Below are 14796 nucleotides of genomic sequence, written 5' to 3' on the forward strand. Positions count from 1 at the left end.
GAAGCTTGGGAGGCCCCCTGGGGCCGAGCAATGCGAGGGGCGCGGTGGGAAGAGGGGCTCCAGAAGACGACGCCGACGCCGGGCAACGGCGACTGACGCCGACGTCGACGGACCAGGTGCCCGTCGCGTGACGGGGTTCACCTGGACGGACAGTGACGAGGGCCGTTCCACCACGCTTGGTGGGGCGGCCCTCGCCGTGTGTCAAGGGGGCCTGAGAGCTTGACCACAGAAAGTAGCCCGAGGCAACCCAGCCGGAGCCGCCGCCCGACGCCGCGTCGTCGCAGGTAGAGGCGAGGAAACGCCCCAGTACCCCTCACGCGGCACACCCGCCCCGGTCCGCGCAGGCCGCTCACACGTTGTGCAACCCTTCCGCGGGACGTCACGTCCCAGCAGGAAAGAGCCACGACGGCAGTACCGGCAGAACAGAGGGAAGTGAAGATGGCTGACGACAGCACGGACGGGGTGTCGGCGGCCTCACGTCGGGCCGGGGGCATACGTGCCACCGGCCGCCGCCGGAAGCCGCGTACGCGGCGTCAGCGAGCGGTCCAGGTGACCGCGTGGACGGCGGCGGCAGCGGTCGTCCTGGGCGGCTCCAGCCTCGGCTTCGTCTACTTCAAGCTCAACGGCAACATCTCCGGCGTCGACATCAACGCCGCGCTCGGCACGGACAGGCCGGTCGACGTGCCGAACGGATCGATGGACATACTCGTCCTCGGCTCCGACTCCCGCTCGGGCGACAACGCCGAGTACGGGGCCGACCAGGGCGGCCAGCGCTCCGACACCGCGATGATCGTGCACGTCAACGAGAAGCACGACGCGGCGAGCGTCGTCTCGATACCGCGCGACACCATCGTCCAGCGCCCCGCCTGCGAGAAGGACGACGACAGCGGACAGCAGGCGCCCGCGCAGAAGGCGATGTTCAACAGCGCCTACGAGGTCGGCGGCCCGGCCTGCGCCGTGAAGACGGTGGAGTCGCTGTCCGGCGTGCGGATGGACCACTACGTAGAGGTCGACTTCTCCGGCTTCAAGAAGCTGATCGACACCCTCGGCGGCGTCGAGATCACCACCACGAAGAAGATCAAGGACAAGGACAGCCGCCTCGACCTGCCCGCCGGCACCCACCGGCTCGACGGGGAGCAGTCGCTCGGCCTCGTCCGTACGCGCCACGGCGTCGGCGACGGCAGCGACCTGGGCCGCATCCAGCTCCAGCAGGCGTTCATCAAGGCGCTGATGGACCAGGTCAACAGCATCGGGCTGTTCAGCAACCCGAAGCGGCTCTACGACCTCGCGGACACGGCCACCGCCTCCGTGACGACCGACTCCGAGCTGGACTCCGTCAACGAGCTGTCGGGCATGGCCCAGATGCTCAAGGGCGTCAAGTCCGACGACATCCAGATGACGACGCTGCCGGTCGAGTACGACCCGGCCGACCCCAACCGCGTCATACCGCTGGAGGACAAGACCGAGCAGGTCTGGGCGGCGCTGCGGAAGGACCGGAGCATCCCGAAGTCCGCGACCAAGGACTCCGCCGGTGACCAGACCGACATAGGAGGCGTGGTCAAGTAGGCCACCGTCCCCGGCCCACTGCCCGTACGCGCCCCGGCGCACTCTCCGTACGGCCGAGCGCACCGTCCGTGACCTCGCGCGCACCGGCGCACGCTCCGGGCCGCGCGGGGCGCGGGCGTGGGAATAACGGGGGCCCGCCCCCGGTTTTGGGGGGTGCGGCCAGTAGTGGCAAACTGGTTCGTCGGCCCCGGTTCACGGCGGACAATCCGTTCCTCCGACCCGGCGCCCTCCCGAAACCTAGGAGACACCTTGAAGCGCGACATCCACCCGGAGTACGTCGAGACCCAGGTGAGCTGCACCTGCGGTAACGAGTTCACCACCCGTAGCACCGTGAGCGGCGGCGTCATCCGCGCCGACATGTGCTCCGCGTGCCACCCCTTCTACACCGGCAAGCAGAAGATCCTCGACACCGGTGGCCGTGTGGCCCGCTTCGAGGCCCGCTTCGGCAAGAGCGGCACCGGGTCCGCCAACAAGTAGCGGCTCAGGAGCGCCGGTCCTCGGCCCGCCCCGTGCAGGGCGGCCCGGACCGGCGCTCTTTTTGCTGCGGGCCGCCCAGTGCCCGCTGTCGCTCCTTCCGGCAGGCGCCCACTTCTTCCACGTAAGGGACTATTGCGATGTTCGAGGCGGTCGAGGAACTCATCGGCGAGCACGCCGACCTTGAGAGCAAGCTCGCCGACCCCGCGATCCACGCCGACCAGGCGGGCGCCCGCAGGCTCAACAAGCGGTACGCCGAGCTGACCCCGATCATCACCGCCTACCGCTCCTGGAAGCAGACCGGCGAGGACATCGAAACGGCCCGCGAACTGTCCGCGGAGGAACCCGAGTTCGCCGCCGAGGTCAAGGAGCTGGAGGCCCGGCGCGAGGAGCTGACGGAGAAGCTGCGGCTGCTGCTCGTGCCCCGCGACCCCAGCGACGACAAGGACGTCATCCTGGAGATCAAGGCGGGTGAGGGCGGCGACGAGTCGGCCCTGTTCGCTGGTGATCTGCTGCGGATGTATCTGCGGTACGCGGAGCGCGTCGGCTGGAAGACCGAGCTGATCCAGGCCAACGAGTCCGACCTCGGCGGCTACAAGGACGTGCAGGTCGCGGTCAAGACCAAGGGCGGCGGCGGGGCGACCGAGCCGGGCCAGGGCGTATGGGCCCGGCTGAAGTACGAGGGCGGGGTGCACCGCGTGCAGCGGGTGCCCGCGACGGAGTCGCAGGGCCGCATCCACACCTCGGCCGCCGGTGTCCTGGTGCTGCCGGAGGCCGAGGACGTCGACGTCGAGATCAACGCGAACGACCTGCGCATCGACGTCTACCGCTCCTCCGGGCCCGGCGGGCAGTCGGTGAACACCACCGACTCGGCTGTCCGCATCACCCACGAGCCCACGGGCATCGTCGTCTCCTGCCAGAACGAGAAGAGCCAGCTCCAGAACAAGGAGCAGGCCATGCGCATCCTGCGCGCCCGGCTGCTGGCCGCGGCGCAGGAGGAGGCCGAGAAGGAGGCGTCGGACGCCCGGCGCAGCCAGGTCCGTACCGTGGACAGGTCGGAGCGGGTGCGCACGTACAACTTCCCGGAGAACCGGATCTCCGACCACCGTGTCGGCTTCAAGGCGTACAACCTGGACCAGGTGCTCGACGGCGAGCTGGACCCGGTCATCCAGGCGTGCGTCGACGCCGACTCCGCGGCCAAGCTGGCCGCGGCCCAGTAAGCCCAGTAAGCGCTCGTAGGAGAGGCCCGTGAACGTGCTGCTTGCCGAGGTGGCCCAGGCCACCCAGCGGTTGGCCGACGCCGGCGTGCCCTCGCCGCGCTTCGACGCCGAGGAACTGGCGTCCTTCGTGCACGGCGTCAAGCGGGGCGAGCTGCACCGCGTCCCCGACGCCGACTTCGACGCGCGCTACTGGGAGGCCGTCGCGCGGCGCGAGGCGCGCGAGCCGTTGCAGCACATCACGGGGCGGGCCTTCTTCCGCTACCTCGAACTCCAGGTGGGCCCCGGTGTCTTCGTGCCCCGCCCGGAGACCGAGTCCGTGGTCGGCTGGGCGATAGACGCCGTACGCGCCATGGACGTGGCCGAGCCGCTCATCGTCGACCTGTGCACGGGCTCGGGCGCCATCGCGCTCGCCCTCGCGCAGGAGGTCCCGCGCTCCCGCGTGCACGCGGTCGAGCTGGACGACGGCGCCTATGGCTGGGCCCGCAAGAACGTCGAGGGCTCCCGCGTCACCCTCCACCACGGCGACGCGCTCAGCGCCCTGCCGGAACTCGACGGACAGGTCGATCTCGTCGTCTCCAACCCGCCCTACATCCCGCTCACGGAGTGGGAGTATGTGGCCCCGGAGGCCCGCGACCACGACCCGCAGCTCGCCCTCTTCTCCGGCGAGGACGGCCTCGACACCATCCGCGGCCTGGAGCGCACGGCGCACCGCCTGCTGCGCCCCGGCGGTGTCGTGGTCATCGAGCACGCGGACACCCAGGGCGGACAGGTGCCTTGGATCTTCACGGAGGACCGCGGCTGGGCGGATGCCGCCGACCACCCCGACCTCAACAACCGGCCCCGTTTTGCCACAGCCCGCAGGGAGGTGCCGTAAGTGACTCCGCCGGTCCGTGCCTAGCACGGGATGGCTTCCCTCCCGGCCGCAGAGCCGGGACGCGGTCAAGCCCTGACCGCTGCCCGAAGACAGAACGCCATCGTATGAGGAAACGCGGAGCACCCGCAGCCAGTTCAAGGAGGATTCCGATGGCACGGCGTTACGACTGCACCGACGCGACCGACCGCAAGACCGGCCTGCGGGAGGCCGCTTCCGCCGTGCGCCGCGGCGAACTCGTCGTGCTGCCCACGGACACCGTCTACGGCGTGGGCGCCGACGCCTTCAGTCCCGATGCCGTCGGCGATCTGCTGGAGGCCAAGGGCCGCGGGCGCGGCATGCCCTCACCGGTGCTCGTCGGCTCCCCGAACACGCTGCACGGGCTCGTGACGGACTTCTCGGAGATGGCCTGGGAGCTCGTGGACGCCTTCTGGCCGGGCGCGCTGACGCTCGTCGCGCGGCACCAGCCGTCCCTGACCTGGGACCTGGGCGAGACGCGCGGCACGGTGGCCGTGCGGATGCCGCTGCACCCCGTTGCCATCGAACTGCTCAAGGAGTTCGGCCCGATGGCCGTCTCCTCGGCCAACCTCACGGGCTACCCCGCGCCGCAGGACTGCGACGCCGCGCAGAACATGCTGGGCGACGCGATCGCCGTCTACCTCGACGGCGGGCCGACCCCGGACACGGTGCCGTCGTCCATCGTCGACGTCACGGGGAAGGTCCCGGTCCTCCTGCGCGCGGGCGCGCTCAGCGCGGAGGAGCTGCGGAAGGTCGTGCCCGACCTCGAGGTGGGCAATTGACGACCCCGCCCGAAGGGCGTGGCATACCGGGACCGGTCGCGGAACCGGACGTTTTCCGAATCCTCCACGTCTCCACCGGCAACGTGTGCCGCTCGCCCATCACCGAGCGGCTGACCCGTCATGCCCTGGCCGACCGGCTGGGCGACGACCGCAGCGGCGGCATCGTCGTCGAGAGCGCGGGCACCTGGGGCCATGAGGGCGCGCCCATGGAGGACCACGCCGCCGAGGTGCTGCTGGAGCACGGCGCCGACCCCGTGGGCTTCCGGGGCCGCGAGCTGCTGGACGACCACGTCATCCGCGCCGACCTCGTGCTGACCGCGACGCGCGATCACCGCGCGCAGGTCATCTCAATGGGGCACTCGGCGGGGCTGCGGACGTTCACGCTGAAGGAGTTCACCCGGCTGGTGCGCGCCATAGACGCCGCCACGCTCCCCGCGCCGCGCAGCGCGGCGGGCGTCGTGGAGCGGGCCAGGGCACTGGTGCAGGCCGCGGCGGCGCTGCGCGGCTGGCTGCTGGCCCCGAGCCCGGAGGCCGACGAGATCTACGACCCGTACGGGGCGCCGATCCCGTACTTCCGCAGCGTGGGCGACGAGATCGACAGCGCGCTCGACCCGGTCGTCACGGCCCTGACCGGGGTCCCGGCGCGCACCTAGGGGCGTACGCAGAACCGTCGGGCACCAGCGGGTGTCTTAGGGTGTGGGCCTGCTGAGTTTTCCCGAGACCTGCCAGCGAGACCCCATGGGGAGCCCGTGCGTGAATATCTGCTGACGCTGTGCGTCACTGCCGCGGTCACCTACCTGCTGACCGGACCGGTGCGGAAGTTCGCCATCGCCGCCGGTGCGATGCCGCAGATCCGCGCGCGTGACGTGCACCGCGAGCCGACCCCGCGGCTGGGCGGCATCGCGATGTTCGGCGGGCTGTGCGCGGGGCTCGTCGTGGCCTCGCAACTGACCAACATCGGCGAGCTGTTCACTCTTTCCGACGAACCTCGGGCGCTGCTCTCGGGAGCGGGCCTGATCTGGCTGCTGGGCGTCCTGGACGACAAGTGGGGCGTCGACGCGCTGGTCAAGCTCGGCGGGCAGATGATCGCCGCCGGTGTCATGGTGCTCCAGGGGCTGACGATCCTGTGGGTCCCGGTGCCCGGTGTGGGCAACGTGGCGCTGACGCCGCTCCAGGGGACGCTGCTGACGGTGGCGCTCGTCGTGATCACCATCAACGCTGTGAACTTCGTGGACGGCCTGGACGGGCTGGCCTCCGGCATGGTCTGCATCGCCTCCGTGGCGTTCTTCATGTACGCGTACCGCCTCTGGTACGGCTACGGCATCGAGGCGGCGGCGCCCGCCACCCTCTTCGCCGCCGTGCTGATGGGCATGTGCCTGGGCTTCCTGCCGCACAACATGCATCCGGCGCGGATCTTCATGGGCGACTCGGGCTCGATGCTGATCGGGCTCGTGCTGGCGGCCGGCGCGGTGTCCATCACGGGGCAGGTCGATCCCGACGTCATGGTCGAGCACGCCGGTTCGGTGCGCTCCGCCGTCCACTCGATGGTGCCCGTCTACATGCCGCTGCTGCTGCCGCTGACGATCATCGCGGTGCCGGTGGCCGACCTGGTGCTCGCGATCGTCCGCCGTACCTGGAACGGGCAGTCGCCGTTCGCCGCCGACCGTGGGCATCTGCACCACCGGCTGCTGGAGATCGGGCACTCGCACAGCCGCGCCGTGCTGATCATGTACTTCTGGTCGGCGCTCATCGCGTTCGGCGCCGTGGCCTTCTCGGTGAAGTCCTCCAGCCTCGCGATCGTGCTGGCCATCGTGCTGCTGTGCGCCGTCGGGCTGGTCGTGCTGCTGCTGCCGCGCTTCACGCCGCGCGTGCCCAGGTGGGCGGAGGCGATCGTTCCGCCTCGGTACCGGCGCAGTGGGCATGTGCCGGACGGCGGGGAGCCCGCGCTCGACGGCGCCGACTCCGCGACGGGGGACGGGCGTTCGGAGGATGCGGGCGAGGACGGCCCGGGCGACCGCGAAAAGGCCCCGGAATCCGCGAAGTCGGAGGCCACGGGGGCGTCGGAGGGGGACCGGGAGCCCGCGCTGGCGGGGCTCAGCGGCGCCACGGCCATCGGTGAGCGGCAGCGTTTCGCACTGCGCCGCAACATCGACAAGCGCTCATAACAGACAAAGTGCGTCACGTCAGCCGGATGAGCGCACCCCCACTCGTTTGTGTGACAGGTAGCACACGATGTAGGTAAAGACCTCATCAAATAGTTTGTGATACCGTTCACGAAACCCGGTGAACACCCGGAGAACCCCAGTGCGATGGCTCTCCGGCGGGACTTCGCTCTCGTGCGCCGGGGATACGCTCGTCTCCGACGACAGACGCACGCCCCCGAAACCCCGGAGCAACTCCCATGCAGTCGAACGACGCCCGCATGCTTATGCAGTGCGCCGTCCCGACCGCCCTCGCCGGTGCCGTCGCCGCAGTGGTGAGTGGCGTGGTCGCGGGCGGCGAAGGTGCCATCGGAGCGGTGGTCGGCGCCGTCATCGTGATCCTCTTCATGGGGATCGGAGTCTTCGCTCTCCAGCGCACAGCCAGGTCTCTCCCGCACCTCTTTCAGGCGATGGGCCTGCTCCTCTACACGACGCAGATCCTCGCCTTCCTCGTCGTGCTCCTCGTCCTGCGGGACAGCACGCTCTTCAACGGCAAGGCGCTCGCTTTCACCCTGCTGGCCAGCACCCTCGTGTGGGTCGCCGCACAGGCCAGGGCCACCATGAAGTCGAAGATCCTGTACGTGGAGCCCGAACCTTCCGCGGGCGGTGCGAAGGGCGAGAAGAAGGCCGCCGCCACCGGGGCCGGTTCGTGACACCCAGAACGCGTAGGGCCGGGATAAAGGCGCGTTCGAGCAACTGCTATGGTCCGGTTCCAACTGCGGCGCAGCAGGCGTGTGCTTCGGGCGACGCGCGTTCCACGGGACGGAACACGCTTCCCCGCTCAGCCGCCCTTCGCCGCCCCCACATTCGTACGACCAGTCCAGTGCCGCTCCGTGGCCCCGTGCCGCGCCGACACATTGAGGTAGCCGTATCCATGCGCCATGCAGAAGGAGCCCGCGGTGAGTGCTGACCAGATGCTCGCCTTCGAGGCCGATTGCCACATCTTCAGCGGTTGCGGCTTCCCCGCCCCGGGGCTCCACTCGTTCATGTTCAAGCCGATGGCGACCGTCGGCGGCATCGAGTTCAACAAGACGATGCTGCTGGCGCTCGTGGGCACGGTGGTGATCGTCTGGTTCTTCTGGGCCGCGTTCGCCAAGCCGAAGCTGGTGCCTGGCAAGGTCCAGATGATCGGCGAGGCCGGTTACGACTTCGTCCGCCGCGGGATCGTCTACGAGGCGCTGGGCAAGCGCGAGGGCGAGAAGTACGTCCCGCTCATGGTCTCGCTGTTCTTCTTCGTCTGGATCATGAACCTCTGGGCGGTCGTTCCGCTCGCCCAGTTCCCCGTCACCTCGATCATCTCGTACCCGGCGGCCCTCGCGCTGATCGTGTACGTGCTGTGGATCAGCCTGACGTTCAAGAAGCACGGTTTCGTCGGCGGCTGGAAGAACCTCTCCGGCTACGACAAGTCGCTCGGCCCGGTGCTCCCGCTGATCATGGTGCTGGAGCTCTTCCAGAACCTGATCGTGCGGCCCTTCACGCACGCGGTGCGGCTCTTCGCCAACATGTTCGCCGGACACACGCTGCTGCTGCTGTTCACGCTCGCGAGCTGGTACCTGCTCAACGGCCTCGGCATCGTCTACGCCAGCGTCTCCTTCGTCATGACGGTCGTCATGGTGGCGTTCGAGCTGTTCATCCAGGCGATCCAGGCGTACGTCTTCGTCCTGCTGGCCACCAACTACGTCCAGGGCGCGCTCGCAGAGCACCACTGATCGCGACCGTCGTCTCTCCACACCCGACCAGTCGTCCGGTGGCCAACCCCCACCGGTCCGTGAACGAGAAGGAAGTAACGAGCATGTCTGCTGCTCTCCAGAACCTCGCCGCCGTCAACATCCAGGGCAACCTCGCCGCCATCGGCTACGGCCTGGCCGCCATCGGCCCCGGCATCGGCGTCGGCATCGTCTTCGGTAACGGCACCCAGGCTCTCGCCCGTCAGCCCGAGGCCGCCGGCCTCATCCGCCAGAACCAGATCCTCGGCTTCGCCCTCTGTGAGGCGCTCGCCCTCATCGGCCTGGTCATGGGCTTCGTCTACCCCAGCGGTGCCTGATCCAGCGGAACCGACTGACCTTTTCCGACGAAAGGCACTGATGTGATCGCCCTGGTACAGATGGCGGCCGAGGAGGAGCAGAATCCTCTCGTCCCGCCGATCCCAGAGCTCGTCATCGGCCTGCTCGCCTTCGCCATCGTCTTCTTCTTCCTCTGGAAGAAGCTCCTCCCGAACATCAACAGGGTTCTGGACGAGCGCCGTGAAGCCATCGAGGGCGGCATCGAGAAGGCCGAAGAGGCTCAGCAGGAAGCGGCCGAGGTACTCAAGCAGTACAAGGACCAGCTCGCCGAGGCCCGGCACGAGGCCGCGCGGCTGCGCGCCGAGGCCCAGGAGCAGGGCGCCGCGCTCATCGCCGAGATGCGCGCGGAAGGCCAGCGGCAGCGTGAGGAGATCATCGCCGCCGGTCACGCCCAGATCGAGGCCGACCGCAAGCAGGCGGCGCAGGCCCTGCGCCAGGACGTGGGCAAGCTCGCCACCGACCTGGCCGGCAAGCTGGTCGGCGAGTCCCTCGAGGACCACGCCCGCCAGAGCCGCACGATCGACCGTTTCCTCGACGAACTCGAAGAGGGAAGCACGAAGGCCGAGGCCACACGATGAACGGCGCGAGCCGCGAGGCACTGGCCACAGCACGCGAGAGCCTGACGGCGCTGACCGACAACACCTCGGTCGACGCCGCCCGGCTCGCCGACGAGCTGTCCGCCGTTACCGCGCTGCTCGACCGCGAGGTGTCGCTGCGCCGGGTCCTGACCGACCCGTCGCGCGCCGGTGAGGCGAAGGCCGAGCTGGCCGGGCGCGTCCTCGGCGGTCAGGTCGGCGGCGAGGCCGTCGACCTGGTCTCCGGACTGGTGCGGCTGCGCTGGTCGTCCCCGCGCGACCTGGTCGACGCCGTCGAGGAGCTGGCGGACTCCGCCGACCTCGTCGCGGCCGAACGCGACGGCTCGCTGGACGACGTCGAGGACGAGCTGTTCCGGTTCTCCCGGACCGTCTCCGCGTCCCCCGAGCTGCGCTCGGCACTGTCGAGCAACAAGGCGCGGCCGGCCGCCAAGACGCAGCTTCTGCACACGCTGCTGGGCGGCCGGGCCAAGCCGGTCACGGAGCGTCTGGTGACGCGCCTTGTGAGCCAGGCACGTGGACGTAGCCTGGAGGGAGGGCTCGAAGCCCTCTCCAAGCTCGCAGCGGAGCGTCGCAGCCGCTCGGTCGCGATCGTGACCTCGGCGGTTCCGCTCAGCGACCAGCAGAAGCAGCGCCTCGGCGCTGTGCTGGCCAGGATGTACGGGCGTCAGGTGCACCTGAACCTGGACGTGGACCCCACGGTCCTCGGCGGGATCACGGTGCGCATCGGGGACGACGTCATCAACGGCTCGGTCGCGGACCGGCTCGACGACGCGCAGCGCCGCATGGCCGGCTGAAGCACACCAACTCAACAGCATCACGTAGCGGCCCGAGTTGGGCCGACACCACCCACTGGGGGGCGCCCCCAGAGACACTTTCGGGCCCAACAAGGAGAGCAGGGAACCCAGATGGCGGAGCTCACGATCCGGCCGGATGAGATCCGGGACGCGCTGGAGAACTTTGTCCAGTCGTACGAGCCGGACGCGGCCTCGCGCGAAGAGGTCGGGACGGTCAGCGTTGCCGGCGACGGCATCGCGAAGGTCGAGGGCCTCCCCTCGGCCATGGCGAACGAGCTGCTGAAGTTCGAGGACGGCACCCTCGGCCTCGCCCTCAACCTTGAGGAGCGCGAGATCGGTGCCGTCGTCCTCGGCGAGTTCAGCGGCATCGAAGAGGGCCAGCAGGTGCACCGCACCGGTGAGGTCCTGTCGGCTCCGGTGGGCGAGGGCTACCTCGGCCGCGTCGTGGACCCGCTGGGCAACCCGGTGGACGGCCTCGGTGACATCGAGGCCGAGGGCCGCCGCGCCCTCGAACTCCAGGCGCCGACGGTCATGGACCGCAAGTCCGTGCACGAGCCGATGGAGACGGGCTACAAGGCCGTCGACACCATGACGCCCATCGGCCGCGGCCAGCGTCAGCTCATCATCGGCGACCGCCAGACCGGCAAGACGGCCCTGGCCGTCGACACGATCATCAACCAGCGCGACAACTGGCGCTCGGGCGACCCGGAGAAGCAGGTCCGCTGCATCTACGTCGCCGTCGGCCAGAAGGGCTCCACCATCGCGTCCGTGCGCGGCGCGCTGGAGGAGGCCGGTGCGCTGGAGTACACGACGATCGTCGCGGCGCCCGCGTCCGACCCGGCGGGCTTCAAGTACATCGCGCCGTACACCGGCAGCGCGATCGGGCAGCACTGGATGTACCAGGGCAAGCACGTCCTGATCGTCTTCGACGACCTGTCCAAGCAGGCCGACGCCTACCGCGCTGTGTCCCTGCTGCTGCGCCGCCCGCCGGGCCGTGAGGCCTACCCGGGTGACGTCTTCTACCTGCACTCCCGGCTGCTGGAGCGCTGCGCGAAGCTCTCCGACGACATGGGCAAGGGCTCGATGACGGGTCTGCCGATCGTCGAGACCAAGGCGAACGACGTGTCGGCGTTCATTCCGACCAACGTCATCTCCATCACCGACGGCCAGTGCTTCCTGGAGTCCGACCTGTTCAACGCGGGCCAGCGCCCGGCGCTGAACGTCGGTATCTCGGTCTCCCGTGTCGGTGGTTCGGCCCAGCACAAGGCCATCCGCCAGATCACAGGGTCGCTCCGTGTGGACCTCGCCCAGTTCCGCGAGCTGGAGGCGTTCGCCGCCTTCGGTTCCGACCTGGACGACGCCTCCAAGAAGGCGCTGGAGCGCGGCAAGCGGATGACCGAGCTGCTGAAGCAGTCGCAGTACGCCCCGTTCGCCACCGAGGACCAGGTCGTCTCCATCTGGTCGGGCACCAAGGGCAAGATGGACGACGTGCCGGTCGAGGACATCCGGCGCTTCGAGCGCGAGCTGCTCGACTACATGCACCGCGAGAACAAGGGCCTGATGACCAGCATCGTCGAGGGCGGCAAGATGTCCGACGACACGGTCCAGACCCTGAGCGACGCGGTCGACAAGTTCAAGAAGCAGTTCGAGACCTCGGACGGCAAGCTCCTGGGCGAGGACTGATCCATGGGCGCCCAGATGAGGGTCTACAAGAGGCGGATCAAGTCCGTCTCTGCGACCAAGAAGATCACCAGGGCGATGGAGATGATCGCTGCCTCGCGCATCGTCAAGGCGCAGCGCAGGGTGGCGGCCTCCGAGCCGTACGCGACGGAGCTGACCCGCGCGGTGACCGCCGTCGCCCAGGGCTCCAAGACGGACCACCCCCTGACCACGGAGGCGGAGCAGCCCACCCGTGCCGCGGTGCTGCTCATCACGAGCGACCGCGGGCTCGCGGGCGGCTACAACTCCAACGCCATCAAGGCGGCCGAGCAGCTCAGTGAGCGGCTGGCCGGCGAGGGCAAGGCCGTCGTCAACTACGTCGTCGGCGCCAGGGGTGTCGCGTACTACGGCTTCCGTGACCGCGCCGTCGAGCAGTCCTGGACGGGCTTCACGGACAGCCCGACCTACGCCGACGCCAAGGCCGTCGCCGAGCCGCTGATCGACGCGATCACGGCCGACACGGCGGACGAGGGCGGCGTGGACGAGCTGCACGTCGTCTACACCGAGTTCGTCTCGATGATGACGCAGACGCCGGTCGCGAACCGGCTGCTGCCGCTCACCCTCGAGAAGGGCGCGGAGGAGTCGGCCGAGGGCGTCGAGGGTGCCCCCAAGAAGGGCCCCGAGATCCGCCCGCTGTTCGACTTCGAGCCGTCGGCCGAGGACGTCCTCGACGCCCTGCTGCCCCGGTACGTCGAGAGCCGCATCTACAACGCGCTGCTTCAGTCGGCGGCTTCCAAGCACGCCGCCACGCGCCGTGCGATGAAGTCGGCGACCGACAACGCCGAAGAGCTCATCAAGTCGCTCACGCGACTCGCCAACGCGGCCCGCCAGGCCGAAATCACCCAGGAAATCAGCGAGATCGTCGGTGGCGCCAGTGCGCTGGCTGACGCTTCTTCGGGGAGTGACTGACATAATGACTACCTCTGTTGAGACGGCCCCCCGGGAGGTCGCAGCGGCGGGCCGCGTCGCGCGGGTCATCGGCCCGGTCGTCGACGTGGAGTTCCCCGTCGACGCGATGCCGGAGATCTACAACGCGCTGACGGTCGAGATCGCGGACCCGGCCGAGGAGGGCAAGCGCAAGACCCTGACGCTGGAGGTCGCGCAGCACCTCGGCGAGGGTGTCGTGCGCGCCATCGCGATGGAGCCCACCGACGGCCTGGTCCGTCAGGCCGCGGTCACCGACACCGGCGACGGCATCACGGTGCCCGTCGGCGACGTGACCAAGGGCCGGGTGTTCAACACCCTGGGCCGCATCCTGAACGAGCCCGAGGCCGAGTCCGAGGTCACCGAGCGCTGGCCGATCCACCGCAAGGCCCCGGCCTTCGACCAGCTCGAGTCCAAGACCGAGATGTTCGAGACCGGGCTGAAGGTCGTCGACCTGCTGACCCCGTACGTCAAGGGCGGCAAGATCGGTCTGTTCGGCGGCGCGGGCGTCGGCAAGACCGTCCTCATCCAGGAAATGATCATGCGTGTGGCGAAGCTGCACGAGGGCGTTTCCGTCTTCGCGGGTGTGGGCGAGCGTACGCGTGAGGGCAACGACCTCATCGAGGAGATGGCCGAGTCCGGCGTCCTCCCGCAGACCGCGCTGGTCTTCGGCCAGATGGACGAGCCCCCGGGCACCCGTCTCCGGGTCGCGCTGGCCGGTCTGACCATGGCGGAGTACTTCCGCGATGTGCAGAACCAGGACGTGCTGTTCTTCATCGACAACATCTTCCGGTTCACCCAGGCCGGTTCCGAGGTCTCCACGCTGCTCGGCCGGATGCCCTCCGCCGTGGGCTACCAGCCGAACCTCGCGGACGAGATGGGTGTGCTCCAGGAGCGCATCACCTCGACCCGTGGTCACTCGATCACCTCGATGCAGGCGATCTACGTGCCCGCTGACGACCTCACCGACCCGGCCCCGGCGAACGTGTTCGCGCACCTCGACGCGACCACCACGCTGTCCCGGCCGATCTCCGAGAAGGGCATCTACCCGGCGGTCGACCCGCTGGACTCGACGTCCCGCATCCTGGACCCGCGCTACATCTCGCAGGACCACTACGACTGCGCCTCGCGCGTCAAGACGATCCTTCAGAAGTACAAGGACCTCCAGGACATCATCTCCATCCTGGGCATCGACGAGCTGAGCGAAGAGGACAAGCTCACCGTCAGCCGCGCCCGCCGGATCGAGCGCTTCCTGTCGCAGAACACCCACGCCGCCAAGCAGTTCACGGGCCTGGACGGATCGGACGTTCCGCTGGACGAGTCCATCGCCGCGTTCAACGCGATCGCCGACGGTGACTTCGACCACTACCCGGAGCAGGCGTTCTTCATGTGCGGTGGCCTGGACGACCTCAAGGCCAAGGCCAAGGAGCTCGGCGTCTCCTGACGCGTGCTCGTCGCGGGGGCGGGGGCACGGGGCCGCCCCCCCCCCCCCCCCCCACAGCGAACCAAACACACGACACAGGAGCCCGGGAAAGAAATAAAAAAAGAACCAGCCAACCACCAAAGAA

General features: G+C 69.2%; 15 protein-coding genes. All 15 read left to right on the forward strand.

Annotated features, from left to right (window positions below; all coding sequences use genetic code 11):
• The first annotated feature begins 438 nt into the window (after positions 1–438).
• The 15 genes from ACWGJ2_RS09845 (at position 439) to atpD (ending at position 14672) form a co-directional block, all read left to right on the forward strand.
• Positions 439–1566 (forward strand): LCP family protein, encoded by a 1128-nt coding sequence (locus ACWGJ2_RS09845; RefSeq protein ID WP_453345489.1) that lies wholly within the window; start codon positions 439–441, stop codon positions 1564–1566.
• A gap of 249 nt (positions 1567–1815) precedes the next feature.
• On the forward strand, positions 1816–2043 hold the full coding sequence (gene rpmE, locus ACWGJ2_RS09850; RefSeq protein WP_453345490.1) for a 50S ribosomal protein L31: 228 nt from the start codon (positions 1816–1818) through the stop codon (positions 2041–2043).
• A 137-nt stretch (positions 2044–2180) separates the two neighbouring features.
• Positions 2181–3260: a peptide chain release factor 1 gene (prfA, locus tag ACWGJ2_RS09855; RefSeq protein ID WP_453345491.1), complete on the forward strand. Its 1080-nt coding sequence runs from the start codon at positions 2181–2183 to the stop codon at positions 3258–3260.
• A 28-nt stretch (positions 3261–3288) separates the two neighbouring features.
• Entirely contained in the window at positions 3289–4134 is an 846-nt protein-coding gene (prmC, locus tag ACWGJ2_RS09860) for a peptide chain release factor N(5)-glutamine methyltransferase (RefSeq protein WP_453345492.1), read from the forward strand.
• A gap of 149 nt (positions 4135–4283) precedes the next feature.
• Entirely contained in the window at positions 4284–4931 is a 648-nt protein-coding gene (locus tag ACWGJ2_RS09865; RefSeq protein ID WP_453345493.1) for an L-threonylcarbamoyladenylate synthase, read from the forward strand.
• Positions 4928–5584, forward strand: a complete 657-nt coding sequence (locus ACWGJ2_RS09870; protein ID WP_453345494.1) for an arsenate reductase/protein-tyrosine-phosphatase family protein — start codon at positions 4928–4930, stop codon at positions 5582–5584. The genes ACWGJ2_RS09865 and ACWGJ2_RS09870 overlap by 4 nt, the downstream gene beginning before the upstream one ends.
• A gap of 96 nt (positions 5585–5680) precedes the next feature.
• Complete coding sequence (locus ACWGJ2_RS09875) at positions 5681–7096, forward strand: MraY family glycosyltransferase (RefSeq protein WP_453345495.1); 1416 nt, start codon at positions 5681–5683, stop codon at positions 7094–7096.
• 236 nt (positions 7097–7332) lie between these two features.
• Entirely contained in the window at positions 7333–7785 is a 453-nt protein-coding gene (locus ACWGJ2_RS09880; RefSeq protein WP_453345496.1) for a hypothetical protein, read from the forward strand.
• A gap of 228 nt (positions 7786–8013) precedes the next feature.
• Positions 8014–8841, forward strand: coding sequence for a F0F1 ATP synthase subunit A (atpB, locus tag ACWGJ2_RS09885; RefSeq protein WP_453345497.1), 828 nt, complete (start codon positions 8014–8016; stop codon positions 8839–8841).
• A gap of 83 nt (positions 8842–8924) precedes the next feature.
• Positions 8925–9176, forward strand: a complete 252-nt coding sequence (gene atpE, locus ACWGJ2_RS09890) for an ATP synthase F0 subunit C (protein WP_453345498.1) — start codon at positions 8925–8927, stop codon at positions 9174–9176.
• Between the two features lie 42 nt (positions 9177–9218).
• On the forward strand, positions 9219–9773 hold the full coding sequence (locus tag ACWGJ2_RS09895; RefSeq protein ID WP_453345499.1) for a F0F1 ATP synthase subunit B: 555 nt from the start codon (positions 9219–9221) through the stop codon (positions 9771–9773).
• Positions 9770–10585, forward strand: a complete 816-nt coding sequence (locus tag ACWGJ2_RS09900; protein ID WP_453345500.1) for a F0F1 ATP synthase subunit delta — start codon at positions 9770–9772, stop codon at positions 10583–10585. Before ACWGJ2_RS09895 ends, ACWGJ2_RS09900 begins: the two co-directional genes overlap by 4 nt.
• 111 nt (positions 10586–10696) lie before the next feature.
• Positions 10697–12268, forward strand: a complete 1572-nt coding sequence (gene atpA, locus ACWGJ2_RS09905; RefSeq protein WP_453345501.1) for a F0F1 ATP synthase subunit alpha — start codon at positions 10697–10699, stop codon at positions 12266–12268.
• Positions 12269–12271: 3 nt separating this feature from the next.
• Entirely contained in the window at positions 12272–13213 is a 942-nt protein-coding gene (locus ACWGJ2_RS09910) for a F0F1 ATP synthase subunit gamma (protein WP_453345502.1), read from the forward strand.
• Between the two features lie 4 nt (positions 13214–13217).
• Positions 13218–14672, forward strand: a complete 1455-nt coding sequence (gene atpD / locus ACWGJ2_RS09915; RefSeq protein ID WP_453345503.1) for a F0F1 ATP synthase subunit beta — start codon at positions 13218–13220, stop codon at positions 14670–14672.
• Positions 14673–14796 lie beyond the last annotated feature (124 nt).

This window comes from Streptomyces sp. NPDC054796 (assembly GCF_053611545.1).